We start from the raw sequence: 24,697 nt of genomic DNA, 5'->3' as shown, positions 1-24,697 counted from the left end.
AAATGAAAAAGATATTATTTCTAACGGATTTTTCGGACGTAGCAAAGAATGCCTTTATTTATGCGTTGTCGCTTGCCGAAAAAATGAATGCTGAGGTACACATACTTCACATTGTCCCTATTGTGGAAACTAAAGACCCCGAAGAATTGAAAAATGTGCATCCGTTAGCAAAAATTTTTAACGACACTTTGGAAGATGAAGAATGGGGAAGGTTTAAGGCTGAAGCGAGGAAACTTGAAAAAATAGCCCAGGATAATAATAAATTAAAAATTCAAGTAGAGTTTCATTTTGAGAAAGGAATATTTCTTGATACAATTACAGATTATATTTACGAAAAGGCAATAGATATAGTGGTAATGGGAACTTCAGGGGCTAATACCATTGACAAGAAATTATTTGGTTCCAATACAAGCAAACTCATCAATCATATTGACATTCCGTTTTTAGCAGTTCCCGAAAAAGCAGTATTTGTTGCCATGAATAAGGTCACAATTGCAGTTATGTTGAACACAAACGAGCATTCCATTATTCTACAATTGCTGGAGAACTCACTGAAATATAATTACAGATTTAATTGCGTACACGTAGTTGAATCTGAGAAGATGGCTGCACAAGCAGAAAATAAAAAAAGAATTTGGCTTGAAAATATTGGGAATGACAATCTCATCGTTGATACTGTCGTCGATACCGATGTTGAAAAGGGTTTAGAAAACTATATAGCGCATAATGGAACGGATATTCTCTGTATAATACATCGTAATCTACCATATTTGCAAAGATTGTTCAAATTGAATCATAGCAATCGTTTGCTGCAAAATTCAAAAACAGCTTTGCTTATTTATAATAACAAAAGTTAGTAACAATATAAAATAAGGGATTTTTAGGTTTCTTCAAAAATGCTGCCTTATGGATAACATTTATCTGGAAAACTAAAATTAGGAACCCGAATTACGTCCTTTAAGCCAACCTATGAAACAACACGAGGCACGACAAAAACCTCCTGTCCCTAATTCCAATCAAATAAAAAGGGAACCCAATTGGGTTCCCTTTTACATTGAATTAAGTGGTATGCTTGGGATTAAACCCGTCGCTCAATTCTGTATGCTCATAATCGGCTACCATTTCAGCCTCATAATCAGTTTTCTCACCTTTGGAGAATTTGGCGATTATTTTCTCCATGATTTCGTAGATTACAGGAACCACAATTAAAGTTAAGAATAAAGAGGAAATCAATCCACCAATGATCACCCAAGCCAAACCGTTTTTCCATTCTGCTCCAGCTCCAGAAGCCAATGCAATTGGAAACATACCAAAGACCATGGCAATGGTCGTCATTAAGATTGGACGCAACCTCGCGTGATTGGCCTGAATTAATGCCGTTCTAATACTTTCTCCAGCTTTACGTCTTTGGTTCGTGTAGTCCACCAACATAATCGCATTTTTACACACCAGACCAATTAGCATGATGATACCTAAAATGGTGAAAATATTCAATGTATTGTTTGTTAAAGCTAAAGCTAACATGGCTCCAATAAACGAAAGCGGAATCGCAAACAATACTACAAATGGATGCACAAAACTGTCGTATAACGAAACCATTACAAGGTAAACCAAGATAATAGCAGCTAATAAAGCAATTCCAAGTGTTCCGAAACCTTCACTTTGGTTTTCCATATCACCACCCCAAATGTAATCTACACCGGTTGGTTTTTCTAATTTATCAATTTTTTCTTGCCATTGCGAAACAATAGTTCCCGAAGCAACTCCCACATTTTGACCTTTTACAGTTACGGATGCTGATTTGTCTCTTCGTTCTAATTCACTTGGACCAGAACTTTCTGTTACTGTAGCAAATTGTGTTAATTTAATTTGTTCGCCTCTATCATTAATGAAAATTAAGTTACTTACATCTGCAATACTTTTTCTATCGAACGCATTATATTTAATATTGATGTCATATTCGTATTCACCAGCTCTAAATTTTCCATCGGTATTTCCACTAAATGCAGTTTGCATAGTCATACCTATCGTTTGTAAACTTAATCCAAGAGCTGCCATTTTATCTCTATCCACCTGAACATTCACTTCTGGATTTCCGTCTTCTACTGATAATTCGATTTCTGTAGCTCCTGGAATAGTGCGTAATTCTTTTTCAGCTGCTTTTGCAAATGCCATAGCCGTTTCTACATTTGGTCCTGTTACAATTAAACCTAAAGTTGCATCTTGTGCAGTTCCTAAAATACCTACTGGAACTGTTTTAACTTTTGCTCCAACTAATATTTTTTCTAATTTACGTTTTGTTTTTGCCGCATACACGTTTGCAGGTTCATCACGTTTATCTAAACCAACCATTTTTACATTAATCTCAGATTTATAGGCTGTTGCTTGAGAAGCTCCAAGACCTTCACTGGTTTGACCAATAGTTGTAATTTGACTGTGAACGTATGCTTCTTTTTTTAAGAAAGCTTCTGCTTTTTGTGTCATGAAATTGGTTTGTTCTAGTGAAGCGTCTTTAGGCATTTCAATTTGAACTAAAAATTCACCACTATCAGATGCTGCGAAGAATTCACCACCAATAAATCCACCACCCATTAATCCTATGGTTGATCCAAAGAATAATACTAAAACGACCAAAATCGTTTTGATGTAATGATCTAAGCACCACGTTAACAATTCAGTAACCCAATTTGTAAATCGAGTTAAATAACTTTCAAATCCAAGAATAATTCTTCCAAAAAAGTTTTTCCCTTCAATGTGTTCTAATTTTGCGTATCTTGATGATAGCCAAGGAATAATGGTAAATGATGCAAGTAATGACAACATTGTTGCAATTATAACAGTTACACAGAATTGCGTAATAATGTTAGAAACCAAGCCAGTACTCATAGCAATTGGTAAAAAAACCACAACAATCACTAAGGTAATTGATACTACTGTTCCGCCTATTTCGGCAGTTCCATCATAAGCAGCCCGAGCTTTGTTCTTGCCCATTTCCATGTGCCTATATATATTTTCAAGTACCACAATGGCATCGTCAACAAGAATACCTACTACGAGTGACAATCCTAATAAACTCATTAAATTTAAGGTGTAACCCATTAAATATATCCCAATAAAAGTTGCAATTAATGAAGCAGGAATAGAGACCATTACAATTAATGAGTTTCTGATACTATGTAAGAAAAATAACATTACTAAAGCAACTAAAAGCACTGCAATTAACAAATCGTGCACTACTGCGTCTGCTGCTTCAAGTGTAAAAATGGTACTATCTTTTGCAATTTCGAGTTCTAAACCATTTGCTGTGTATTCAGTTTCAAGCTTTGCAATTGTTTTAACTAATTCTTCACTTACAGCAACAGCATTCGCATCCGATTGTTTTATAATTTGTAAAATTATTGCACTTTTTTGATCTACTCGAGCAACTTTTTCAGCAATTTTTTGGGTATCTTGAACATCTGCAATATCACCTAAGCGAACTTGAATTCCGTTTTTAGAAGATACAATTAGATTTCTTAGTTCTTCAACATTTTTATATTTTCCAGCTAAACGTATTAATATTTTTTGCTCACGCGTTTGAATGTTTCCTGTAGGGAAGTCTAAATTAGAAGATAAAATATTTTGTTGCACTTGCGGAATTGAAAGTCCGTAACCTTGCATTTTTACAGCATCAAGATTTACTTGAATTTCTCTCTCTTGCCCACCAATAATGTTTACTTGAGCAACACCTTGAACTCGAGATAAAATTGGAGCTAATTTTTTATCAATTAAATCGTAAAAAGCAACTTCGTCCATTTTCCCGTTGGCACCAATTGTCATAATTGGTAAATCACTTAAGGAAAATTTGGTTAACGAAGGTGTCTCAGCATCATCTGGTAAATCACTAATGATCGCGTTAATTTTACGTTGCGCATCGTTCATTGAAACATTAACATCAGCATTTGAAGTTAATGTGATAGAAACTGTTGACAAACTTTCGTAAGATTTGGCATCAATCTTTTTGATGTTTTCTAAAGATGCTACAGCATCTTCAATTTTTTTAGTAACCGTATTTTCAATTTCACTTGGTGATGCACCTGGATAAATTGTGGCAATTGTAATTACGTTAGTTTCAAATTTAGGAATCAATTCGTAGCCTAAATTGCTATAACTGAACAATCCACCAAGTGTTAGAATTGTAAACAATACAATTACTAACGACGGACGTTTTATCGATATTTCTGCTAATTTCATATATTTTTATTATTTAATAATTTCAACAGCGTTTTCGTTTTGAAGGTTGATTTGTCCAGTTACAATTACAATTTCTCCGTCAGATAATCCGTTTAATATTTCTACTTTATCTCCTAAAATTCTACCCGCTGTTACTTTTTTAAGTTTAGCTGTTCCGTTTTCAATCACAAAAATTTCGTTACTACTAACACTTCCTACAAAAGCATTTCTTGGTACGATTTTCAAGGTTTGTTTTTGTTGGTTTGAAGCGAATTTTGCGGTTCCATACATCCCTGCTTTTAAGTCGTTTGAAGTGTTGTTTGTAATTTCAATTTCAACAGGAAAATTTAAACTTGCATCTGCTTTAGGAGCAATAAAAGTAATTTTTCCAGTAAATTCTTTGTCTGGATACACATTTGAACCCACTTTAATTAAGCTTCCTACTTTTAGACTTGAAACTTGACTTTCGTTAACCGTAACGTTTAATTTTAATTTAGAAACGTTTACAATTTCAAATAAATCGGTAGATGGCATTCCTGTTAATATTGAACCTGGTTCAATGAATTTTTTGTTGATAAAACCACTAATTGGTGCTTTAATTCTAGTATCACCTACACTAATGTTAGCTTGAGTTAAATTCGCTTTTGCATTTACCATTGCCAATCTTGCTTGGTCTAATTGTTGTTTGGTTACACCACCCGTTTTAAATGCATTTTCAAATCTTGTGTAATCTGCAACAGCGTTTTGATATACGGCATTTGCGTTTTGTGCATTTACATTTATAACATCGCTTCTCACAATAGCAAGCGTTTGTCCTACAGTTACATAATCACCTTCTTTTACCAAAACTTGGGTTACTTTTCCAGATTTTTCAGCTTTGAAAATTAATTCTTGAATTGGTTTAAAGTTACCGTTTGAAACGAAATCTAATGAAACTTCTTCTGTTTTTACGGTATCAACTTTTACTGAAACTGAAGCGTTTTTTTCGGCAACAATAGCTGTTTTAGCTTCGTTTTCTTTTTTATTATTTGATAAAACAACAGCTATTAAGGCTAATGCTCCTAAAATTACTACTATTGTGATTATAATTTTTTTCATTTTGATTATTTATTGGTTAGTGTTTTAAGTTCTCCTTTTGATTTTATGAATTGAATTTCTGCTAATTTATATTCTAATATGGCTGTTGTATAATTATTTTGTGCTTCTACTAATGCATTTTCTGCATCTAATAAATCGGTTAATGTAGCTAATCCTTGCGTATAATTGTTATTGGTATTATTAAAAACTTCTTGCGCAAGTTGTGCGTTTTCTTTTTGATTATTAATGGTTATCAAACTGTTTTCAAGTTGTTTTTTTGCATTATCAAAAGCCAAATCCAAAGCTAATTTGGTTTCGTCTAAATCAACTTTTACTGATTTTAAAGCATTCTCAGCTTGTCTTACTTTTGATCTTGTTCCAAATCCTGTAAATAATGGAACTCTTAAACTTAATCCAATAGAGGCAAAGTCTGACCAATAAACACCATCTACAGGTTTTGCAAACAATGGCATTTCTGGACCTTGACCAATATAATTATAATTTCCACTTAAAGTAAGAGTTGGATAATATGCTGCTTGTACTGCCTTTTTTTGGTATGTTAATAATTGTTCTCGTTTTTTAAGTAACAAATATTCGGTTCTTCCAGTTACATCAGCTGTTGCAGATAAATCTTGTGGTGTTACTTCAAAAGCAGTATTAGGAATAATGATTTTGTTTTCAATTGGCATTCCCATATAAAACTTCAACGCATTTTCTTGTAGTGTAATTGCATTTAAAATTTGTTGACGTTGCGAATTGATATTGTTTACACGAACGGTAATTCTGTCAAAATCAATTTTTTTTGCCAAACCATTGTCAAATTGACCTTTAATAATATCTTTAACTTTGTTGGTATTTTTCAAGTTATTATCAACCACAATTAGTTTTTGTTGCTGAACATACACTTGATAATACGCATTTGCAACACGTTCGATAACTTGTTCTTCGGTTAACTGTGCGTTAATTTGATAAAATTCTCTTGTAGACTTAGCTGCTTTTAAACCCGTAAAAACAGATTGGTCAAACAAAGCTTGATTCAAAGAAACGCCAGCAATTGAGTTCCATTCTTGTCCAAGTGGTGCTAAAATTGTAGTTCCTGGTGCTCCAAAAAAATCGCCTGGTAAAGCATTTAGTTGAAGAATAGGATTGTATGTCATGCTTCCATTAGCCGAAATTTGCGGTAACGCTTTAGAACGTACTTCTTGAATTTTATACTCGCTATTTTCAACTTCTAATTTAGCCTTTTTCGCATCAGCTTTGTTTTCAAGTGCAAAGGTGATAGCATCTTTTAATGTTAGCTGTGCTCCTTCTTGCGCACTTACAGATAACGTAAAAGTTAATAATGTTATGAGAATTGTTTTCTTCATCGTTTATATAATTGGGTTTTTAAGGTGTTTTTCTAATTCAATAATTCCTGCTAATGTAGCCATGGCTCTAATATGATATTCCAAAGCTTTCACTTCTAATTCGTGTGCGTCTTTTTCTAACATGGTATTTTCGTTAATGTTGAATATTAAAGTGTAATAAAATTTTATATAATTTTCGATGTCTAAATTTTCTCGGTATAAACCCTCATTAATGCCTTTTACGATGTTTAGACGTAATATTTGATTAAAATCTTCCATTTCATTAGCTATCGTTTTTTCATAAATTTCAGGATAATGTTTTTTGAGTTGATAAGCTGGAGATTGATCAAAAGACTGAAACATTTGCTTGAACATTTCTCTGATTTGAAAATTCTCAACAATCGCATTATGGTTTTGAGCCACTATATTATCCATTAATAAGTGAATTTTTTGATGAACCACTTCAGTGCCTTCTTCAATCAATTTTTCTTTATTGCTGAAGTATTTGTAAATTGTTTTCTTTGAAATACACATTTCAGAGGCAATATCATCCATAGTAACGCTCTTGAAACCCAGCTTCAAAAACATGTCTGTCGCTTTTTTGATGATCTTATCTTTCATGATAGTGTTAAAATTATAGCGCAAAGTTAACGCGGAAACTAGTAATACTAAATTAGTTTCTATTTATTAACGTAAATTTAACATTGAAGAAAAAGTAGCCAACAAAATCTATCTAATCATGCTGATAATAAGTATGAAGTTTCACGCTCAGCAAACGATTACAGAATTCTAGTGGGTAATAAAAATGAAATTTGACAGAATTGAAAAATAAATAAGTTCGCATAGCCGATGAAAGCTAATAAACGGAATTGATCCTTTTTAGGTTTCAGAAAGATATTTTTCAGAACTTCGTTTCAGTTTATGGTGAAAATTCCATAAATTGCAGTGCCAATTGGGAGAACCTTAACCGTAAGTTAAAACTAAAAAATGGTAGAAAAAAACATTGAATTTATTAAACAAGTAATTGAACAAAACATCCCAATTCATAGATTTTTAGGACTAAAATTATTAGTTCTCGAGAAAGGGTTTGTAAGGGTTAGTGTTCCTTTTAGAGATGAAGTAATCGGAGACTTTAGAAGAAACAGATGGCACGGAGGAATTATTGCAACAATAATGGATTCTGTTGGAGGAATAGTTGGAGGAACTTATTTCAAATCTTTTGAAGATAAATTAGTAACAATTGATTTAAGAATAGATTATTTAAAAGGAGCAGAAGCTTCATCTATAATTGTAGAAGGTAAAATTGTTAGATTCGGAAATAGAATACTTGTAACGAAAATGAAGGCCTTCCAAAATAATGAACTAATTGCAGAAGGAAAAGGTGTGTATAATTTTTTTCCAATTGATAATTCAATAGAAAAGTAAAAATGACTTGAAATTAAAATATAACGAAGAAATAAATTAAAACCTTAATAAATATTTATTATGCTTACTAAGATAAATCCAAAATTACCAATGCGTGACAAAGCAGTAACCAAGCACTTTTATTTAATCAATTTGAGTTTTAAAGAACTTGGAGATTATGATAAATATTTAATTGTTGGGAAAGACAACATAGAAATTCACTTTTTTGAATTTAAAAAACTTGACCCAAAGAAAAACTATGGTCAGGTATATATTAGAGCAAATGAAATTGATAAACTTTACCAATCATTACTTGATAATAAAACGAGTATTCACCCAAATGGAAATTTAGAAATCAAACCTTGGGGACAAAAAGAATTTGCTCTACTTGATCCTGACAACAACTTGCTGACCTTTGGAGAAAGTATTTAAAGAATAATAAATGTTAAATGTTTAAGTAACACGAAACATTGTTTGAGGATATATTTGGTCATTATCGAAGGAAAATGAAAAAATCAAACAGATGCGACTCAGGTTTTGAAAAATAAAAGAAATTGACATAGAACATAAGATTTACATAAAATCTTTCACTAATTGCTATGTTTACTCTCTTTATGTAAATTCATTGTGAGTACTGAACAAGTAGTCGTACCTTCTTTAAACTATATAAACAAAACATTTTAAACGAAAAAAAACGTTTCCAACTTGGAAAAGCACACAAAAAATTTTGAAGAAATAAATCTCTCCTGACTTCATGTACATCACCGTAGAAAAAAGCATTGTAATACTTTCTTTAAACGGAGGTATATACAAAACACAATATTTTTCAAAAAAAATACGAGAAACAGACAAGGTTTAATATAAAGAACAAACTCAAATCATTGAGGAAATGAACAACGTTTAGGGTTCTTTTGCCAGTCCTGGCCAACGCTCCTAAAAAAATTACCGTCACAATTATTGATGCAATAATGCGTACACTGCGTGACTTGCGCCGGTAATTTTTTCTCCCAAGCTTCTTTACATAACGTGGCGTTATAGTTCATAAAGAAACTCCCTGCTACTATTGACGCCATAGGATGAACTATAACAACATTATGTAAAAAAGCCGCGCACCCAACGCTCTCGTCGGCGGTTCAGCGGCAACTTTTTTAATAGCTCCCGTCGCATCACCCAGCTATTAAAAAAACCACCACTTCACCGCCGCCATAAACAACGTTCTCCATTTCTAATGAAGTATTTGGTTATCTCCATTTCAAAGAACTTTTACGTTCACTGTCTTTAGCAACTAACTGGTTAAATCGGTAGTATTTGCATTGCTTTTGTAAGTACTGAAAAATGGCTTATAAGTGCAGTTGTTTTGCCTATGGTTATAGCCATTTTCAATACCCACAAAACCAAAAGAGCCAGCAAGAGTATCATTTTTCATTTGCCACCAACCACCAATACATTGCTTTCACAACTAGCCAATGCCTTTGCCATTTCATAACATTATTTTTCTGCAAACTAAACCCGGTATACTGAACACTAATCAAGGCATCGGCTATTCATAAAAGCAATCACAAAAATCCCGATATGCAAATAAAAAATAATACCCTTGCCCGCGCTACTGCCACGCCGCACTCGGTATTATAATTCATTGTTTTTTGAAGATGCTTTCCTTCAGCACAACAACTTTTACTGTAAATGGAACCCTCCGTCTGCAAACTCGTTAAGGCATCCTCAAAAATCAAACGGTAGGAAAGAGTATTAAATTTTAAAGCAGAAAAAAGAGTTTTAAATTGATTTGCATCTGATATTTTTTCTGCTTTAAAATTTAATACCCTTTCTGAAGAACTAATGTCTATCTCAAGACCGTTTTTAGATTTTTCTTCGATTGAAACTTCTCGGATTAAAAGAAAAATAAAAAAATAAAAAAAAGATAGCAAAGGTAAGTTCCGGGTATTCAAAAAAGCAAGTTCAAGCCCTGCGGGTTTTGAAAAAAATCTCCACCCAAAACTTTCCACAACACCTTCTGTCTTCAGTATAATATTACCGGTACTATAGTACGAATCGGGTAGTATTTTTTTCAAAAAACTTGCTTTTTTGAAACCCTCCACTTCAACGACTGGCTTTCTTTTTTTCCTTTTTTTCTTTTGAAAAATTTTGTGTGCGAAGCGTTAGCGAAGCCACATCACTTTAAATCCGAAGCCATGAAGAATTACATTATTAGAACCCACAGAAAAGACACCTTTTACGCAAAACCCCATTTATTCATACTTAACAAGGGGATGAATAGCGGCAAGCCCCAGAAAGAGCAATTTACTAACAGTTTTGTTGTCATTTTTGAAAATGAAGAGGACTGCGAAAATATCTTTTGGATAACTTACAGCCTTTGGCAATCCAAATTTTGGCACCGTAACCTCTGCGGTTCTGTAATCCCTTTTTTGAGATTAGCGGATTTTATAAAAGAGTTTTCAGCGAAAGCTGACGAAATGCTTCAAGACTTTGAACAGCACAAAAAAGATGTGCACGCGCTGCGGTTATTAGAATTGCAGGAAAAACAATTCCATCAAAATATGAATCTCATAAATGACTTGCGCAGAGTTATTCTGCACAGGTATTGCAAATAACTAATCTAAAACCAATAGCTATGACACTATTTATTCTCTTTCAAACTGATGTTTGGAAATCTAAAGCCTCACGCGTTTTTTTCGGAGTATTTGACAGCCGAAACAAAGCAGTAGACTGCGCAAAATACCACGGTCTATATTCCAATGCTACTGAAGTAGTAATCGAAGAAGTAACACTAAATTTATGTGAGGAATGCCAATAAAAAAAGCCTGGTCTTGCGACTAGGCTTTCATTTTGTTTAACCCAAAGGTCACCACAACTAGAGTTAAACTATTTTTTGTGCTTCTTAATAATACTTTTGAGTACTAATGAAATTGTAAAACTGACAACCGCACCGATAGCTGCTAATAAAACAGTTTTCAAAACATCCGCCGATTGAATATTGGGAATAATACTCAAAAATGTCCCTCCGGCGGTACCCATTAAAGTATGACTATTTGTTTGCATAGTCTTGAATTGTTGTTAACTGGCTTACCGCAGAGGCGACACCACCAGCAACAACCAAATAGCCACCAACTGATGTTACTAAAACTGGCAAAGCAATTGGAGCCGCCAAGATAGTTCCGCCAACAGCTGCCAATACCAAACCAACATTTCGAAGCACTTTAAAAAATTTCGGAGTGGGAGCTTGCGCTCTTTTAACAAGTTTCATAATTGATTTTGATTACTCGGTTATGTCCAAAGGTCTAAGGACACAACCATATCTTTCAATTTTCGAAAGTTTGGATAAAGCACCCTCTTCGTAAAAGCCAATTCCTCCCGGAGTTCTTCCGCCTGTATCAAATATAAATCCTGTTCCGACATCGCCTCTTCCTCCAATGTCACCAAATGGATTTAAACCTCCTCCAGTATCCCGACCTCCGGTATCTGAAATGGCAAATTCGCCAGTGGTGCTTTTTCCTCCATTTCCTCCACCTGTATCAGGACATAATGGACAGTAAATTTCCAAACCTCCTGTGGAGTTTTTACCTCCTGTGTCAAGGTCTGTCAAATCTCCACCAGTACTTCTACCTCCAATATCCATTATTGGTAAACCGGGATTTAATCCACCGTCGGTACTTTTTCCACCGCCTGTATCTCCATCAAACAATTGATCGGAATAAGTTATTTGTCCTGTATCGGTTGAAGTGCCTTTACCGCCTATATCTGAATCATCCATATCATCAGGAGAGTCAACTTGACCAGTCCCTGAATCTGTACCTTTTCCACCTCGTCCGCCAGTATCATTTAAATAGGCAAACGTACATTTTGTCGGCTGACTAGCAAATGGAGCTATTAGACCAAGACCTCCGTCGGAACTTTTACCTCCGCCGATATCGAGCAAACTTCCAATATCACCAGGCGTATTTTTTCCTCCAATAGTTGGGTTTTGTGTTGACTGCGAAAAGCCAACAAATGTTCCTAGAACGGCAATTAAAAGAAACAGTACTTGTTTCAGTTTATTTAAAAAATTTGTTTTCATAATAATAAAAATTTAAGATTTGATAATGATTAAAACTCGTTGCTTTTCATCCAAAGCTCTATAAACAATAGTTCTAAGCTTGGTAAAAGCTTTTCGGGACATTAGACCTAAACCGGCTCCCGAAATCTTTGTAACCGGTGCGATGCAACCATTAAGTTCTTTTATCGCATTATTGGCTGGATGAAACAAAATCGATGTTCGATTGGAAACATTCATAATTTCAATATGCCATTTAAACTTTTTGCTATATCGCTTTTGTAATAAATATTTCCCTTCCGGAATGCAGGAAACCTTTTTCTGATTTTCCATCCAAGGCAATTCAATTGTTTTGCAAATTAATTTGCCCTCATATTCAAGATTTCCGTTAGTTCCTTCAGGGAAATAAGTTCTGGTAATTAGGAGAACCATTACACACCGCTGTCAACTTTCACAAGTGATAATGGGTTAAAAGCACCGTTTTTAAGCGGATACATCTGTCCATTAACCTCTTGGTAAAACTCGATTCCTAAAGCAAGGAATAGCGGTTTAGTGCTAGCTGCCGTAACTTGATTGGTTTGTGCAATTGCTACAGTAGCTACAGCATCCCATGGTAAAATAGCAGTCTCCGAATGTTGTTCGAAAAAAGTTTCAGCTTCAAAGTCAATTTCTGCACCTGCAGAAATGATTTTGTAATGTGTAGTCCCAGATGGAGCTGAAATCATGTTAACAGGAACAAACGGTGGAATATCCACTGTAACTTCACCACTAACGCGGTCAATAGCACCAGTATATGGAGCATAAAGACTAGTTCCAAGCTTACCTCTGATGTTAAACTCAAAGCCCAATAACAATTCAGCTTCTCCATCAATCACGTTTCGCAAACCTCTTTCACTGACCAAGTCAGCTTGAATAACTTTAACCATTTCTTTGGTAAGTCGACTTACCATTCTGCCATCGGCAGAATTCAATAGCAAAGCTCTTAATGCAGTTCTAAGTAATTTTCCGGCCTTCCCAGCCCGTCCAAATTCAGAACCGTTTTCTCGGGTTCTTTGAAACGCAGGATCACTTTCAATCCTACTTTTTTCGATACCTCCTTTCTCGCGGGCAAGGTGCCCGTCTTGAGAAGTCTTGTAAAAGGTAATACCTCCGATAGTACCTTTTAGTTTAATTATGCCTTTCTGTCTTGCCATAATTTCTAAACTTTTGATTAATACTCATTTTCACAATTCACTTTCATTTCGATAATCGTTGCAACTAAATCCCGAATGATTTAATCAAAGGTTCATACATAAAAATCACATTTCAAACACAGGTGGTTGGTAACCATACATAACCATATATAATCGACTCTATTAGCGCATAGTGATTTCAAAAAAAAGCATAGATTTGTAGTAGCCACTTACTCCTGGTCAAAGACTAGGCAAAGGCATGGTTAAAGTATTAAAAGATAAAAAAGTGATTCCAAGCAGCACGAGGGTATGTATATATCCAAAAGACGTGCAACGTATCATGGGAAAAGAATATGCTCAGGCAAGATTATATTTATTGAAAATAAAAAAGCACCTAAATAAAGAACCTCATCAGCTAATATCGATTGAGGAATTTTGTGAGTATACGGGACTTAAAATAGAGCATGTAGTGCGTTGCATAGTTGGATAAAAAATGAACAGCTAAAAGACTGCTAAACCTCTGAAAATAAAGGAAACCTGTTCAAAAAATAGTCTACATGATTTTGCAGGATAAAGTTAATTTATTATCTTTACGAAGTCAAAAAGGTACAAATCGAATTAATCCATAAGGGGCACAATTCGGGGTACTTTAAAGTAGTAAAGCTGCAACGTCAATAAAATCAAGACATACGAGAGCGGGTTGCAATCCCTCTTTCTCCGCAGATTAAAAACGTAACTAATTAATTAATAATTGGTTACGTTTTTCTCATTTAAGAATAAGTCAAAATTTAGACAATTATCCTCACTTTTTACATTAATCAGTAATTTGTATACTAATCATGGATTGTGACAATTTAAATTTCTTAGCACTTCCAAACGAAGTTCGACGCCAAGCAGAAAATGCGTTGAAAGTATATTCCAGTATCGGAAAATTAGTCTTCAATCAAGAAATATTTGATTCTATTGGTCAACTTCGTGAAGAAAATCAGGTTTTCGACATCCAACTTGACGATGTTGAAAATGATATATATGTTCCTATTTCGGATGAGAAGTGGGACAAATTTCTTAACATTTACTCTTCAGCATTTGGTGAGGGTAATAGTGATGCCCGAAAAGCAATTTCGATTTTGCCGAAAAATTCTGATGAGCAACTATTCAAAGTTTTTTCAGGTGTCTATGGCTTGAGTGAACAATTTCACCTACCAACAATAGTTGTTGATGGCAAACACATAATAAATAATTCTACAATTAGCGATTTTGGATTTAGGACTGGCAGGTTCATTGCGTTTTGGGATTTTATATTTCTTAATCCACAACCTTTTGAAAATCTGTTCCTTTCAAAATTAGGAAGGTCTTACGCGGGAAAAGGTGTGAAATTTCGAGGTACACAAATGCAGTTATTTGAAGTAATGCATGCAATGATTGCCAATGGCGACTTGTCAGGAACAAAGAAAGAAATTGCCGAGGAGTTCAGTATTTTTTTTGGCGTCGAACTCACACACATTTACAAGTATAGGAATGACCTCAATAAAAGAAATGAAGGAAACGAAAGTAAGTATTTGGATACTCTTAAAGCTTCCTCATTGCGCGATCTCCAAAAATAATCGCACGTTAGGTTAACGTTATATCAAGTGTAGGTATGAAGCAATAGATAGAAGTTTGTCGGGTAAAATTTAAAACCCAAAAAAAATGAACTCTATCCAATTCACACAAATCGAACCTCAACAACTTAAAGAGGAAATCGCTTCAGCGGTAAAAGGACAATTACAAAATTTCTTTAATGAATTTAAGCACCTACAGCCTGACGAGTGGTTGACACGCGAAGATGTCGCCAAACTGCTGAAGGTTAGTATTTCGACAGTCAACAATTGGAAGAAAGCCGAAAAGTTGATTTCCTACGGTATAGGAAATCGAGTATATTTTCGTAGGTCAGAAGTTGAACGCTGTTTGCAGCCTTTAAAATAAGGGTGCAATGAAAAAAAAAGATACTCGTTACTTTAACTTTCCAATACAGTTACTTCACGGTTTCCTTGATGACACTCCTGCTGTCCTAAAAAATATTATAAGTTATAGCTTATACTCTCACGCCATTAGCCTCGATTGTCATGAGTACAACATCGAGAACGCAATGAATGTTGCAGCAAAGTTTCACAAGGCATCTTTAAGAGACTTTCAGGCAACTTACGACCGTGGAATGGAACTTTATGATTCTTTGCCGCAAAATAGTCCTAAGTGTGGAATTAATACAACTACCTATTGGGATTTTCGAAAAAATCACAAATCGGAGTTTGAGAAAGTTGCTTTGCTGGCTTTTCTTTCGATTAAGAGCATTCTCGGAAAAAAGCCTTATTGTAAAATTACTAATGAGTTTTTTATTGCACGGATGGACGGGAAAATCAAAACATGTGAACAATCCGAAATATCTCCTGCGCTACAAAAATACTGTAAAGAGTATCGACTTAACAAAATAAAAAATAATCTAAAATTAAAATGGTACTTAGTGACCTACGGGAGACGAATGCGCGGCTTTTATGTGGCGTTCGACATGCTTCTTGAGGATTTAATTTTGCATGCCGAAATGAACCGAGAGAAGAACTTGAAAAAAAAATTGAAAACAGAAGAAGATATTGCTTTAAAGAAGGCATTGGAAAGAATCAGAGCGGAATGATTCCAGAGACACGACCTATATAAAGATATTCTACAAACATACTAAAGTAAGATACTGTATTAAAAAAAAAATAAGATAAAAAAAAGAAACAAAACAAAGATGGTGTATTCGGAATTCATGGCCGCAGCTTTTCCATTGCATTACAGTGCTGATACCAGTTACAGTACCATGTTAGAGCCGTGGTAATGCCGTGGCAATGCCGTGGTAAATGCCGCGGTAAATGCCGCGGCATTATAACCTCAAATACTATACATTCCGAGAAAAAAAGTCAAAAACCTACAACGCTTTTCAATAAGAAATACCCCATCCCCTAAAACAATTCGGTTTTCCTTTTGAAAAGCAATTTTCGACGGGTGGGTATGGTCGCAACTATGGTCACATATCATCTTTAGGTTTTAAACAAATGTGCCGGATATTTCAACACCATCAGCAAACCATTTTTATAAACAACACACCTAAAATAGTTCAAGTTTGTAGATGTATTTAATCGCCCCGCGCCTATGCATTATGGCATAATCTACGCGCGCGCGTAAGACTTGGTTTTAGACAGTTGAAAATATGCACATATTACACTTGCAGAAAAACGGTCATAGCGTATTTTAAATTAAAAAAAAAGTATGTAGTGGGATAATTTAAAAATTGTCCTTTAAAAAAATTCGAGCATCAACATAGCCTTTATAGTCTGCTTGTTTGAGTAGATGTTTCGCCCGTTTGCGATATTTCCTGTCATCCAGTTCAATCGAAATTTTAAAGCACGACACAGCGGCGATATACATGAATGAAGCATCAGATAGGTATTGGTTTATGCCACTTGCCTTTTCGTATAGATAAATGCAGTTCTTAAAGTCATTTTGTTTAAATGCTACCTGTGCACTGTCTTGCAGTTTTTTGTATGCTTCTCGTTCTTTTTTCCCAGCCTCACGAAGAAGTTCAATTTGGGTAGTATTAGGCTTTGACAAAGATTTTTCTTCAGGCAAAATAACATCACCAGATAAAGGTTGTAGTTTTTGATTTGCAGTCTGATTTTGCGAGTAACTACTGCACGAAATAAGAATGACGAAAAGTATAGTCTTCATGGCGTTCCCTTTAAGATTTGATTCAAACATTTTAAAAAGAAATCAAATATAGTAAAAGTTCGTACTATAGTACGTGTCAGAAGAAGAAAATTAACCCGCTCGTTTGTTTTCTTTGCTTCATGCAGAATCAAATTGATAATAGCGAGGCACAACTTAGCCAACGGATTTACGAGATTTTCCTCGTGAAATTCGAAGGCAATAAGTCGGCATTCGCTCGTGCTTCAAAATGTTCAGAAGGTGCTGTTAGAAAGGTTTTTCAAAACAAACAAAGCATTACTTTTAATCTTTTGCTTCGCTTTTCCCGTGCGCTTGATGCTGATCTTTCTGAACTTGTGAAAGGATTGGATTTAAAAGCAGAAAAAGAACCATCATAGTGTGGTTACCAAAAGCCCCGTCATTTGGGTTTTAGTTAACAGTACTTATATTTTTGACTCTATTATAAACTTTTCTTCAATTATTAGATTTTTAGAAAATATCTGTTAATTTTACCATTGTGAAATTGTTAACTGTCATATTATCCATCTATATTTTTACTCTTTCGGCTATTCCTTGCGTTGATGTCGAAATTGGAAGTGCAGGACATTCAACAGTTATTCTATCATCGGAAAATGAAAATCGTTCTCACAATAAGGATAATGACTTATGCTCTCCTTTTTGCATTTGTAATTGTTGTTCAGGGGTAACATTGTCTTATGTTCCTACAATCGTCTATGATTTTCCTGTTCAGTTTGAACAAATTCAATCTACAGATTCAATCTACACTTCAGCCTTTCATTCCAATTTCTACGGAAGTATTTGGCAACCGCCAAAAATTAGTTAAATGAACTCACTCTCTTTTAAGAGATAATAAGCACTCTATTTATTTAACTAATAATCATCATAATGACAAAAATTGCTCTGCCATTGCTTTTGCTATTTAGCATTTGCAGTATGGCACAAGTCCAAAATGACACTATAAAAAAAGAAAAAGAACCTGAAGAACTTGAAGAAGTTAAGGTTCAATCAACAAGAACAAGCCGAACAATCAGGAACACACCAACAAGGATTGAAACAATTGATGCCGAAGAATTAGACGAAAAAGGTAATATGAAACCTGGAAATGTATCAATGGTTCTTCACGAAAGCACAGGTTTACAAGTTCAGCAAACGTCAGCTACAAGCGGAAATGCAAGTATTCGTGTTCAAGGATTAGATGGTAGGTACACACAACTATTAAAAGATGGTTATCCAAATTTTGGAAACTTCGCAAGTGGTTTGAGCATACTCGAAATCCCACCTCTTGACTTAAAACAGGTTGAGGTTATAAAAGGTCCGGCATCTACTTTATTTGGTGGTGGTGCTATCGCCGGAGTAGTAAACTTCATTTCTAAAACTCCAAGCGAAGAAGGAGAATACAATTTCATACTAAACCATTCCAATATTAGACAATCCAATTTTGGAGCTTATGCTTCAGAGCGCAAAGGGAAATTTGGTTATACGGTTTTAGGGTTGCTTAACCTTCAAAAAGCTTATGATGTAGATAATGATGATTTTTCAGAAACCCCAAAATCCAATAATTTCACCATTAATCCAAAAATATTCTATTACCCTAACGAAACAACAACCTTTATGCTTGGTAATAGTTTTACTAAAGCATCAATGACAGGTGGTGATATGTTTGTAATTGCTGGAAGTTCCAATGACTTACATACCTATTTTGAAAAAAACGAAACGATAAGAAACACAACAGTCTTTGAATTTGACAAAATAATGGCCGGGAAAAACAGTTTCAAACTCAAACAAAGCCTGAGTATCTTTGACAGAAAAATAAACATCCCTAATTATGAATTTGCAGGGTTTAATACAAATGTTTTCACTGATGCTTCTTATCTGTGGAATACTAAAAAACAAACTATAATTGCAGGGTTGAATATTTTGTATGATAATTTCGAGCAAAAAAATATTTCCACGCTCGATTCAAAATCATTTACAACAGGCGCTTATATTCAGCAGACTTGGGATATTTCAGAGAACATTAAACTTGAAAATGGATTACGTATTGACAATGTTAGTTATTCCAATCCTAACTTTTCGAAAAACCAAACTTTCATATTGCCAAAAGTATCGGCATTGTTCAAATTCAACAGCAAATGGAGTTCGAGAATTGGCGGTGGTTTAGGGTACAAAATCCCAACCATTTTTACAGAACAAACGGAAACCATCCAATATCAAAATGTAGAAGCTCTTAACAATGTGAAATCAGAGAAAAGTATTGGCGGTACAACTGATGTAAACTTCAGAACCAACATTTCAGAAGATTTTGTTTTTAGCATTAATCAAATGCTTTTCCTGACACAAATAAACAAGCCATTGATTTTGCAAAATAATGGCAGTAGCATTTCCTTTATTAATGCTGAAAAGCCAATAGTAAGCAATGGCTTTGAAACCAATGTTAAGTTCATTTTCAAAGAAGATTTAAAGTTCTTTGTTGGGTACACTTTTACTGATGCTAAAGGGAAGTATTTATCAGGTAATCAGTTCTTACCCCTACTGCCAAAAAACAAGCTAAATATGGCATTGATTTTTGAGAAGGAACACAATTTCAAACTTGGTTTGGAAGGTTTTTTTACTGACAAACAATATTTATACAACGGAACACAAACTTCCACATTTTGGGAATTTGGATTTATGGCTGAAAAAACTTTGTGGAAGAACTATTCCTTTTTTATAAACTTTGAGAATTTCACCGATACCCGCCAAAGTAAGTATAAGCCTGTTGTTAGTGGTTCGCACAGCAACCCAACTTTCGACGATATTTGGACGCATACCGAAGGTGCAACGATTAATGGAGGGATAAAATTGAAATTCTAAATCTAAATATCATAAAATGAAAAATGTATTAAAATCAGCAGTATTATTATTCACATTGCTATTAGTTTCTAACACTGCCATTGCTCAAAAGAGTAACCAAAAAGCAGTAATCAAAACAACCTTACATTGTAGCCATTGCAAACAATGTGAAACCTGTGGATTAAAATTCAGTACTGAAATGCTGAAAATAAAAGGTGTTAAGATGTATGAGCTTGATGATAAGAATATGACTTTCACTATTTATTACAACCCAAAGAAAGCAACTTTGCAGGAAATCAAAGAAGGAATTTCTAAGTTGGGGTATGATGCTGATGAGGTAAAAGCTACTGCTGAAGGTATAGCTTCTCTTGATGGATGCTGTAAAGCTTAAAAAAATGAAACATCAACACAAATATGATGCTCAGGGAAAGCAACTCTGTTGCACTCAGGAAGAAAAAATCTATACCAAAGCCGGTGCAAAAGATTTGATTCAGGATGATAGTTGCTGTACTACCAAAAGCAAAAAGCATCACGAACATCCAGAGGATGACGGTCACGACCATAGCCACAATGCAAATGAAAGCACTTTCAAAATGTTTTTGCCTTCAATCATCTCATTGGTATTGCTTTTAGTGGCTATTGCTTTTGACTACTATTTTACTCCTGTTTGGTTTACAGGCTGGTTAAGAATTGTATGGTATGTAATCGCCTATATTCCTGTTGGTTTTCCTGTAATGAAAGAAGCATTTGAAAGCATCAGGGAAGGTGAAATATTTTCAGAATTTCTTTTGATGGTTATAGCTACTATTGGAGCGTTTGCCATTGGCGAATATCCTGAAGCGGTTGCTGTAATGCTCTTTTATTCTGTTGGTGAGGTTTTTCAAACTTTAGCGGTCACAAGGGCAAAAGCCAATATCAAATCACTATTAGACCAAAGACCGGATGAGGTAACAATTTTGATCGGTTCTGATACACAAACCATAAAAGCCACTGATGCTAAAATTGGTGACATTATCCAATTAAAAGCTGGTGAAAAGTTAGGTTTGGATGGTGAATTGATTTCTGATTCTGCTTCCTTTAATACCTCAGCGCTAACAGGTGAAAGCAAACCTGATACAAAGGCAAAAGGAGAAACGGTTTTAGCTGGAATGATTAACCTAACAAAAGTTTCACAGGTAAAGGTTACCACAGCCTATAAAGATAGTAAGCTTTCAAAAATATTGGAATTGGTGCAAAATGCAACAGCACAAAAAGCACCAACCGAATTATTCATTAGGAAGTTTGCCAAAATCTATACTCCTATTGTCGTTTTATTAGCCGTTTTGATAGCGCTTCTGCCTTACTTCTTTGTTGAGAATTACATCTTTTCAAATTGGTTATACCGTGCTTTAATATTCTTGGTTATTTCCTGCCCTTGCGCCTTAGTAATCTCTATACCATTAGGCTATTTTGGTGGAATCGGTGCTGCGAGTAGAAACGGAATATTGTTCAAAGGAAGTAATTTCCTCGATGTTATTGCTACTGTGCAAAACGTTGTAATGGATAAAACCGGAACAATGACTGAAGGCGTTTTCAAAGTACAGGAAGTTGTATTTGATAAGCAGTTCAAAGAAAAGGAAATACTAAAAATGGTAAATGCCTTAGAAAGTCAAAGCACGCATCCGGTAGCAACCGCCATACACGAATTTGTTGGCAAAGTTGACACTTCAATCAAACTTAGTAAAGTTGAGGAAATTTCAGGGCACGGCTTGAAAGCAACAGTTGACGGAAAGAGCCTTTTAGTTGGAAACTTTAAGCTTATGGATAAATTTTCCATTCCATACGACATAGACCCAAATTCAATCGTTTACACGCTTATTGCTGTTGCCTATGATAAAAAGTTTGTTGGTTATATCACAATAGCCGATGTTATCAAAAAAGATGCTCAGGAAACCATTAACAAACTAAAGGCATTGAATGTGAGAACAACAATGTTAAGTGGCGATAAAAGCACCGTTGTTAAATTTGTGGCAGATAAATTAGGCATAGCAAACGCTTTTGGCAATTTGTTGCCTGAAGATAAGGTAAACAAGGTTAAGGAAATTAAAGCCAAAAATGAAACTGTTGCCTTTGTTGGTGATGGTGTTAATGATGCTCCTGTGGTTGCATTAAGCGATGTTGGTATTGCTATGGGTGGTTTAGGCAGTGATGCCACTATTGAAACCGCTGATATAGTGATTCAGGATGATAAACCAAGTAAAATAGCAATGGCTATCAATATCGGTAAGCAAACCAAAAAAATAGTTTGGCAAAACATCACATTAGCATTTGTAGTAAAAGGGATTGTTTTAATTCTTGGCGCTGGTGGCTTAGCAACTATGTGGGAAGCGGTTTTTGCTGATGTCGGAGTTGCATTATTGGCTATACTTAATGCAGTTAGAATTCAACGTATGAAATTTTAGTTACTGCGAAGTAATGTCAATACAGTTTGAAAATATAGCATTGAGTTGAGGTTTTGGCTTATATTTGTGATGCATTGTTAACAATAGCAAACACTCTTTAACAAGAACTTTTGATTATGATTATAGGATTTTAACTAAATTTGCATTAACACAATGAAAAAACACTATTTCATATTATTACTTCTTTTTGGCTTATTCTGTATGCCTAACAGTCTTTATGCTTGTGGTAGCTCTACTAATAAAACAGAAAAGCATTCTTGCAAAAAGGAAAACTCATCAAAATCATTAAAGGATTGTTGTTGTAGTAAAGCAAAAAACAAAAAACATAATGGTTGTGGTGGAAAGTGCGGACATTCAAATTGCACTACCTCTACTATTAGTGTTAGTTCTATTCTTAATAATGAAATAGAACTTAATCTAAACAGATTTGATTTTTTTGATAAAAAAGAAAAGTTCTATATGTCAGAAACCAATACTTCTAATGGTTTCTATTCAATGTGGCTTATACCTAAAATAAGCTAAATTTCAATTCTTGACAGCCATAGTTGTGGCTAATTGAAAGCGTTTGCTTTCAAAATTATTATTTCCAAAAATTAAAATTTTCACTATGAATCTAATATCAAAAACATTGATAGCAATTACCGTATTGTTATCGTTCAACTTGTGCAAGGCACAAATAAAAAATGCAACTACTGAAAAAGTCAAAATATATGGCAATTGTGGTATGTGTGAAACAGCAATTGAAAAAGTAGGAAGCATCAATAAGATTGCCAAAGTGGATTGGGATAAAGACACCAGTATGGCTACTTTAACTTATGATGAGAAGCAAACCAGTCAGGAAGCGATACTTAAACGAATTGCATTGGCAGGTTATGACAGTGAAAAATTCCTTGCTCCTAATGAAGCTTATTCGAAACTTCCCGGATGTTGTCAATATGAGCGTCAGGCAAAAATACCAGTTAAAACCGAAGAAAATAAAATGGTGATGGAAAACACTCCTTCTATGCCTGTACAGCAGGATTCAAATCAACTTCAATCTATTTTCGATAATTATTTTGCAATAAAAGATGCTTTAGTAAAAACTGATGGCAGTACTGCATCGGAAAAAGCAAAAGAAATGCTTTCAGCAATTAATAATGTCAAAATGGAAAAATTGGAAATGGATGTTCACATGGTTTGGATGAAAGTTGTTGCAAACCTTAAAGAGGATGCTGAACATATTTCAGACACTAAAGACGCAGGACATCAAAGAGACCATTTTATGACCTTATCAAAAAGCATTTACGATTTAATAAAAGTTGCTAAACAGGAAACGCCAACTTTTTATCAGTTCTGCCCAATGGCAAATGATGGGAAAGGTGCTAACTGGCTAAGCAAAGAAAATTCAATTAAAAACCCCTATTACGGTTCACAAATGCTAACCTGTGGCAAAACGGTGGAGACTATTAAATAACTTAAAAAATAATAAAATGAAAAAAGTAATCTTTTCAGCCATAGTAATGGCTTTCGTATTGGTTTCATGTAACCAAAAAAATAAAGAAGAATCAACAGAAATTCCAATGGAAACAAGTAATGATACTGCTACAACTCCAATTGATACCACCAAAGTGGATTCTAAAGTAACAGCAGAATTATATGCCTGTCCAATGCATCCTGAAGTTAAAGGGAAATTGAATGATGAATGCCCAAAATGTGGTATGAAATTGACAGAGCCTGTTACCGAAGGTGAAGCTAATACTAAGTAAAAGGAATACACCTTGAAAATTAAATTAACCTTGCTAAATTCTTAGCAGGGTTAGTTTTACAGTATGTACGCTAAAGGAATCTACTATGAAACTTTATATAAAGAATATGGTTTGTAGTCGCTGCAAAATGGTAGTGAGATCAGTTTTTGAAAACATGGGAATTAACCCTATCGCAGTTGAATTGGGTGAAGTTGAATTGGAAAATGACATTCAGGAAAGCCAAAAACAGGAATTGCTCAAAAACCTTCGTGCTATTGGCTTTGATTTAATTGATGATAAGAAAAGTAAAACTATCGATAGGATTAAAACACTCATCATTGATTTGGTTCAGAACAAAAACAACGATTTGAAAAGTAATTTATCCGATTATCTTGCACAACAACTGCATCAGGATTACAATACTTTAAGCAATTTATTTTCAGAAGTAGAAAACACAACTATTGAGAAGTATTTTATCAATCAAAAAGTTGAGAAAATAAAAGAGTTAATCATTTATGATGAACTCTCATTAAGTGAGATTGCCTATTCTTTAAATTATAGTAGCGTTTCCCATTTGAGTAACCAATTCAAAAAAGCAACTGGCTTTTCACCAACCTACTTTAAGAATTTAAAATCGATCAAAAGAAAGCAAATAGAAGATTTATAAATCTTGCAAATCAAACCCAAAATTGTGCAAGTC

Annotated in this window: 29 protein-coding genes; 18 read left to right on the top strand and 11 right to left on the bottom strand. The window is 34.4% G+C overall.

Translation table 11 applies throughout. The features are described 5' to 3' along the window. Positions 1–2: 2 nt before the first annotated feature. Positions 3–857 (top strand): universal stress protein, encoded by an 855-nt coding sequence (locus C8C84_RS13220; protein WP_147406862.1) that lies wholly within the window; start codon positions 3–5, stop codon positions 855–857. A gap of 202 nt (positions 858–1,059) precedes the next feature. Here the strand turns inward: C8C84_RS13220 and C8C84_RS13215 are convergent, their stop codons facing one another. Genes C8C84_RS13215 through C8C84_RS13200 form a run of 4 tightly spaced genes read right to left on the bottom strand, consistent with a single transcriptional unit; the run spans position 1,060 to position 7,256 of the window. Then, positions 1,060–4,233 carry an efflux RND transporter permease subunit gene (locus tag C8C84_RS13215; RefSeq protein WP_121314093.1) on the bottom strand — a complete coding sequence of 1,058 codons (3,174 nt, stop codon included), beginning with the start codon at positions 4,231–4,233 and terminating at the stop codon, positions 1,060–1,062. A gap of 9 nt (positions 4,234–4,242) precedes the next feature. After that, complete coding sequence (locus C8C84_RS13210; protein ID WP_121314092.1) at positions 4,243–5,310, bottom strand: efflux RND transporter periplasmic adaptor subunit; 1,068 nt, start codon at positions 5,308–5,310, stop codon at positions 4,243–4,245. Positions 5,311–5,315: 5 nt separating this feature from the next. Beyond that, positions 5,316–6,656, bottom strand: coding sequence for a TolC family protein (locus C8C84_RS13205; RefSeq protein ID WP_121314091.1), 1,341 nt, complete (start codon positions 6,654–6,656; stop codon positions 5,316–5,318). A gap of 3 nt (positions 6,657–6,659) precedes the next feature. Next, complete coding sequence (locus C8C84_RS13200) at positions 6,660–7,256, bottom strand: TetR/AcrR family transcriptional regulator (RefSeq protein ID WP_121314090.1); 597 nt, start codon at positions 7,254–7,256, stop codon at positions 6,660–6,662. A 366-nt stretch (positions 7,257–7,622) separates the two neighbouring features. Between C8C84_RS13200 and C8C84_RS13195 the strand changes: the two genes are divergently transcribed. Further along, entirely contained in the window at positions 7,623–8,060 is a 438-nt protein-coding gene (locus C8C84_RS13195; RefSeq protein WP_121314089.1) for a hotdog fold thioesterase, read from the top strand. A gap of 60 nt (positions 8,061–8,120) precedes the next feature. Beyond that, entirely contained in the window at positions 8,121–8,471 is a 351-nt protein-coding gene (locus C8C84_RS13190) for a VOC family protein (protein ID WP_121314088.1), read from the top strand. Positions 8,472–9,595: 1,124 nt separating this feature from the next. Here C8C84_RS13190 and C8C84_RS13185 read toward each other — a convergent pair. Further along, entirely contained in the window at positions 9,596–10,108 is a 513-nt protein-coding gene (locus C8C84_RS13185; protein ID WP_147406861.1) for a hypothetical protein, read from the bottom strand. 120 nt (positions 10,109–10,228) lie between these two features. Between C8C84_RS13185 and C8C84_RS13180 the strand changes: the two genes are divergently transcribed. Beyond that, entirely contained in the window at positions 10,229–10,648 is a 420-nt protein-coding gene (locus C8C84_RS13180; protein ID WP_121315071.1) for a hypothetical protein, read from the top strand. Between the two features lie 20 nt (positions 10,649–10,668). Further along, positions 10,669–10,851, top strand: a complete 183-nt coding sequence (locus tag C8C84_RS13175; protein WP_121315070.1) for a hypothetical protein — start codon at positions 10,669–10,671, stop codon at positions 10,849–10,851. Between the two features lie 68 nt (positions 10,852–10,919). Here C8C84_RS13175 and C8C84_RS13170 read toward each other — a convergent pair whose 3' ends face one another. Genes C8C84_RS13170 through C8C84_RS13150 form a run of 5 tightly spaced genes read right to left on the bottom strand, consistent with a single transcriptional unit; the run spans position 10,920 to position 13,280 of the window. Further along, entirely contained in the window at positions 10,920–11,096 is a 177-nt protein-coding gene (locus C8C84_RS13170) for a hypothetical protein (protein ID WP_199717172.1), read from the bottom strand. Beyond that, entirely contained in the window at positions 11,083–11,301 is a 219-nt protein-coding gene (locus C8C84_RS13165) for a hypothetical protein (protein ID WP_121314086.1), read from the bottom strand. Before C8C84_RS13165 ends, C8C84_RS13170 begins: the two co-directional genes overlap by 14 nt. Positions 11,302–11,313: 12 nt before the next feature. Beyond that, positions 11,314–12,111 carry a hypothetical protein gene (locus tag C8C84_RS13160; RefSeq protein WP_121314085.1) on the bottom strand — a complete coding sequence of 266 codons (798 nt, stop codon included), beginning with the start codon at positions 12,109–12,111 and terminating at the stop codon, positions 11,314–11,316. A 12-nt stretch (positions 12,112–12,123) separates the two neighbouring features. Then, a complete protein-coding gene (locus C8C84_RS13155; protein ID WP_121314084.1) occupies positions 12,124–12,519 on the bottom strand; it encodes a DUF5675 family protein in 396 nt (131 codons plus the stop codon). Beyond that, entirely contained in the window at positions 12,519–13,280 is a 762-nt protein-coding gene (locus tag C8C84_RS13150) for a hypothetical protein (protein WP_121314083.1), read from the bottom strand. Before C8C84_RS13150 ends, C8C84_RS13155 begins: the two co-directional genes overlap by 1 nt. 238 nt (positions 13,281–13,518) lie before the next feature. On the opposite strand from C8C84_RS13150, the gene C8C84_RS13145 reads away from it, so the two are divergent. From C8C84_RS13145 to C8C84_RS13130, 4 genes are all read left to right on the top strand, one after another. Continuing rightward, entirely contained in the window at positions 13,519–13,749 is a 231-nt protein-coding gene (locus C8C84_RS13145) for a hypothetical protein (protein ID WP_233549802.1), read from the top strand. 349 nt (positions 13,750–14,098) lie between these two features. Beyond that, entirely contained in the window at positions 14,099–14,863 is a 765-nt protein-coding gene (locus tag C8C84_RS13140; RefSeq protein ID WP_121314082.1) for an RteC domain-containing protein, read from the top strand. Positions 14,864–14,948: 85 nt separating this feature from the next. After that, entirely contained in the window at positions 14,949–15,224 is a 276-nt protein-coding gene (locus C8C84_RS13135; protein WP_121314081.1) for a helix-turn-helix domain-containing protein, read from the top strand. 7 nt (positions 15,225–15,231) lie between these two features. Further along, positions 15,232–15,927: a hypothetical protein gene (locus tag C8C84_RS13130; RefSeq protein ID WP_121314080.1), complete on the top strand. Its 696-nt coding sequence runs from the start codon at positions 15,232–15,234 to the stop codon at positions 15,925–15,927. Between the two features lie 632 nt (positions 15,928–16,559). Here the strand turns inward: C8C84_RS13130 and C8C84_RS13125 are convergent. After that, on the bottom strand, positions 16,560–17,003 hold the full coding sequence (locus C8C84_RS13125; protein ID WP_147406860.1) for a hypothetical protein: 444 nt from the start codon (positions 17,001–17,003) through the stop codon (positions 16,560–16,562). Between the two features lie 119 nt (positions 17,004–17,122). On the opposite strand from C8C84_RS13125, the gene C8C84_RS13120 reads away from it, so the two are divergent. The 9 genes from C8C84_RS13120 to C8C84_RS13080 all read left to right on the top strand — a co-directional run bounded on the left by C8C84_RS13120 (position 17,123) and on the right by C8C84_RS13080 (position 24,664). After that, positions 17,123–17,377, top strand: coding sequence for an XRE family transcriptional regulator (locus C8C84_RS13120; RefSeq protein ID WP_121314078.1), 255 nt, complete (start codon positions 17,123–17,125; stop codon positions 17,375–17,377). A gap of 119 nt (positions 17,378–17,496) precedes the next feature. Continuing rightward, positions 17,497–17,823, top strand: a complete 327-nt coding sequence (locus tag C8C84_RS13115; RefSeq protein WP_233549800.1) for a DUF6660 family protein — start codon at positions 17,497–17,499, stop codon at positions 17,821–17,823. 62 nt (positions 17,824–17,885) lie between these two features. Continuing rightward, positions 17,886–19,853, top strand: a complete 1,968-nt coding sequence (locus tag C8C84_RS13110) for a TonB-dependent siderophore receptor (protein WP_121314077.1) — start codon at positions 17,886–17,888, stop codon at positions 19,851–19,853. Between the two features lie 16 nt (positions 19,854–19,869). Beyond that, the gene (locus C8C84_RS13105; RefSeq protein WP_121314076.1) at positions 19,870–20,223 is read left to right on the top strand and encodes a heavy-metal-associated domain-containing protein; all 354 of its coding nucleotides are present in this window, start codon (positions 19,870–19,872) and stop codon (positions 20,221–20,223) included. Positions 20,224–20,227: 4 nt separating this feature from the next. Beyond that, on the top strand, positions 20,228–22,273 hold the full coding sequence (locus tag C8C84_RS13100) for a heavy metal translocating P-type ATPase (RefSeq protein WP_121315066.1): 2,046 nt from the start codon (positions 20,228–20,230) through the stop codon (positions 22,271–22,273). A 153-nt stretch (positions 22,274–22,426) separates the two neighbouring features. Beyond that, positions 22,427–22,795 carry a hypothetical protein gene (locus tag C8C84_RS13095; protein ID WP_121314075.1) on the top strand — a complete coding sequence of 123 codons (369 nt, stop codon included), beginning with the start codon at positions 22,427–22,429 and terminating at the stop codon, positions 22,793–22,795. Between the two features lie 85 nt (positions 22,796–22,880). Next, positions 22,881–23,726 (top strand): DUF3347 domain-containing protein, encoded by an 846-nt coding sequence (locus C8C84_RS13090; protein ID WP_121314074.1) that lies wholly within the window; start codon positions 22,881–22,883, stop codon positions 23,724–23,726. A 16-nt stretch (positions 23,727–23,742) separates the two neighbouring features. Then, on the top strand, positions 23,743–24,018 hold the full coding sequence (locus C8C84_RS13085; RefSeq protein ID WP_121314073.1) for a heavy metal-binding domain-containing protein: 276 nt from the start codon (positions 23,743–23,745) through the stop codon (positions 24,016–24,018). Positions 24,019–24,145: 127 nt separating this feature from the next. After that, on the top strand, positions 24,146–24,664 hold the full coding sequence (locus tag C8C84_RS13080) for an AraC family transcriptional regulator (protein ID WP_233549880.1): 519 nt from the start codon (positions 24,146–24,148) through the stop codon (positions 24,662–24,664). The last annotated feature ends 33 nt before the right edge of the window (positions 24,665–24,697 follow it).

This window comes from Flavobacterium sp. 102 (genome assembly GCF_003634615.1).
Lineage (GTDB): Bacteria > Bacteroidota > Bacteroidia > Flavobacteriales > Flavobacteriaceae > Flavobacterium.
This window is presented reverse-complemented; position numbering and strand designations above follow the sequence as displayed.

Excerpts from the sequence above, each read along its gene's own strand:
- C8C84_RS13220 (WP_147406862.1), top strand. The coding sequence starts at position 3 with ATGAAAAAGATATTATTTCTAACGGATTTTTCGGACGTAGCAAAGAAT.
- C8C84_RS13215 (WP_121314093.1), bottom strand. The coding sequence starts at position 4,233 with ATGAAATTAGCAGAAATATCGATAAAACGTCCGTCGTTAGTAATTGTA.
- C8C84_RS13210 (WP_121314092.1), bottom strand. The coding sequence starts at position 5,310 with ATGAAAAAAATTATAATCACAATAGTAGTAATTTTAGGAGCATTAGCC.
- C8C84_RS13205 (WP_121314091.1), bottom strand. The coding sequence starts at position 6,656 with ATGAAGAAAACAATTCTCATAACATTATTAACTTTTACGTTATCTGTA.
- C8C84_RS13200 (WP_121314090.1), bottom strand. The coding sequence starts at position 7,256 with ATGAAAGATAAGATCATCAAAAAAGCGACAGACATGTTTTTGAAGCTG.
- C8C84_RS13195 (WP_121314089.1), top strand. The coding sequence starts at position 7,623 with ATGGTAGAAAAAAACATTGAATTTATTAAACAAGTAATTGAACAAAAC.
- C8C84_RS13190 (WP_121314088.1), top strand. The coding sequence starts at position 8,121 with ATGCTTACTAAGATAAATCCAAAATTACCAATGCGTGACAAAGCAGTA.
- C8C84_RS13180 (WP_121315071.1), top strand. The coding sequence starts at position 10,229 with ATGAAGAATTACATTATTAGAACCCACAGAAAAGACACCTTTTACGCA.
- C8C84_RS13175 (WP_121315070.1), top strand. The coding sequence starts at position 10,669 with ATGACACTATTTATTCTCTTTCAAACTGATGTTTGGAAATCTAAAGCC.
- C8C84_RS13170 (WP_199717172.1), bottom strand. The coding sequence starts at position 11,096 with ATGCAAACAAATAGTCATACTTTAATGGGTACCGCCGGAGGGACATTT.
- C8C84_RS13165 (WP_121314086.1), bottom strand. The coding sequence starts at position 11,301 with ATGAAACTTGTTAAAAGAGCGCAAGCTCCCACTCCGAAATTTTTTAAA.
- C8C84_RS13160 (WP_121314085.1), bottom strand. The coding sequence starts at position 12,111 with ATGAAAACAAATTTTTTAAATAAACTGAAACAAGTACTGTTTCTTTTA.
- C8C84_RS13155 (WP_121314084.1), bottom strand. The coding sequence starts at position 12,519 with ATGGTTCTCCTAATTACCAGAACTTATTTCCCTGAAGGAACTAACGGA.
- C8C84_RS13150 (WP_121314083.1), bottom strand. The coding sequence starts at position 13,280 with ATGGCAAGACAGAAAGGCATAATTAAACTAAAAGGTACTATCGGAGGT.
- C8C84_RS13145 (WP_233549802.1), top strand. The coding sequence starts at position 13,519 with ATGGTTAAAGTATTAAAAGATAAAAAAGTGATTCCAAGCAGCACGAGG.
- C8C84_RS13140 (WP_121314082.1), top strand. The coding sequence starts at position 14,099 with ATGGATTGTGACAATTTAAATTTCTTAGCACTTCCAAACGAAGTTCGA.
- C8C84_RS13135 (WP_121314081.1), top strand. The coding sequence starts at position 14,949 with ATGAACTCTATCCAATTCACACAAATCGAACCTCAACAACTTAAAGAG.
- C8C84_RS13130 (WP_121314080.1), top strand. The coding sequence starts at position 15,232 with ATGAAAAAAAAAGATACTCGTTACTTTAACTTTCCAATACAGTTACTT.
- C8C84_RS13125 (WP_147406860.1), bottom strand. The coding sequence starts at position 17,003 with ATGAAGACTATACTTTTCGTCATTCTTATTTCGTGCAGTAGTTACTCG.
- C8C84_RS13120 (WP_121314078.1), top strand. The coding sequence starts at position 17,123 with ATGCAGAATCAAATTGATAATAGCGAGGCACAACTTAGCCAACGGATT.
- C8C84_RS13110 (WP_121314077.1), top strand. The coding sequence starts at position 17,886 with ATGACAAAAATTGCTCTGCCATTGCTTTTGCTATTTAGCATTTGCAGT.
- C8C84_RS13105 (WP_121314076.1), top strand. The coding sequence starts at position 19,870 with ATGAAAAATGTATTAAAATCAGCAGTATTATTATTCACATTGCTATTA.
- C8C84_RS13100 (WP_121315066.1), top strand. The coding sequence starts at position 20,228 with ATGAAACATCAACACAAATATGATGCTCAGGGAAAGCAACTCTGTTGC.
- C8C84_RS13095 (WP_121314075.1), top strand. The coding sequence starts at position 22,427 with ATGAAAAAACACTATTTCATATTATTACTTCTTTTTGGCTTATTCTGT.
- C8C84_RS13090 (WP_121314074.1), top strand. The coding sequence starts at position 22,881 with ATGAATCTAATATCAAAAACATTGATAGCAATTACCGTATTGTTATCG.
- C8C84_RS13085 (WP_121314073.1), top strand. The coding sequence starts at position 23,743 with ATGAAAAAAGTAATCTTTTCAGCCATAGTAATGGCTTTCGTATTGGTT.
- C8C84_RS13080 (WP_233549880.1), top strand. The coding sequence starts at position 24,146 with ATGGTAGTGAGATCAGTTTTTGAAAACATGGGAATTAACCCTATCGCA.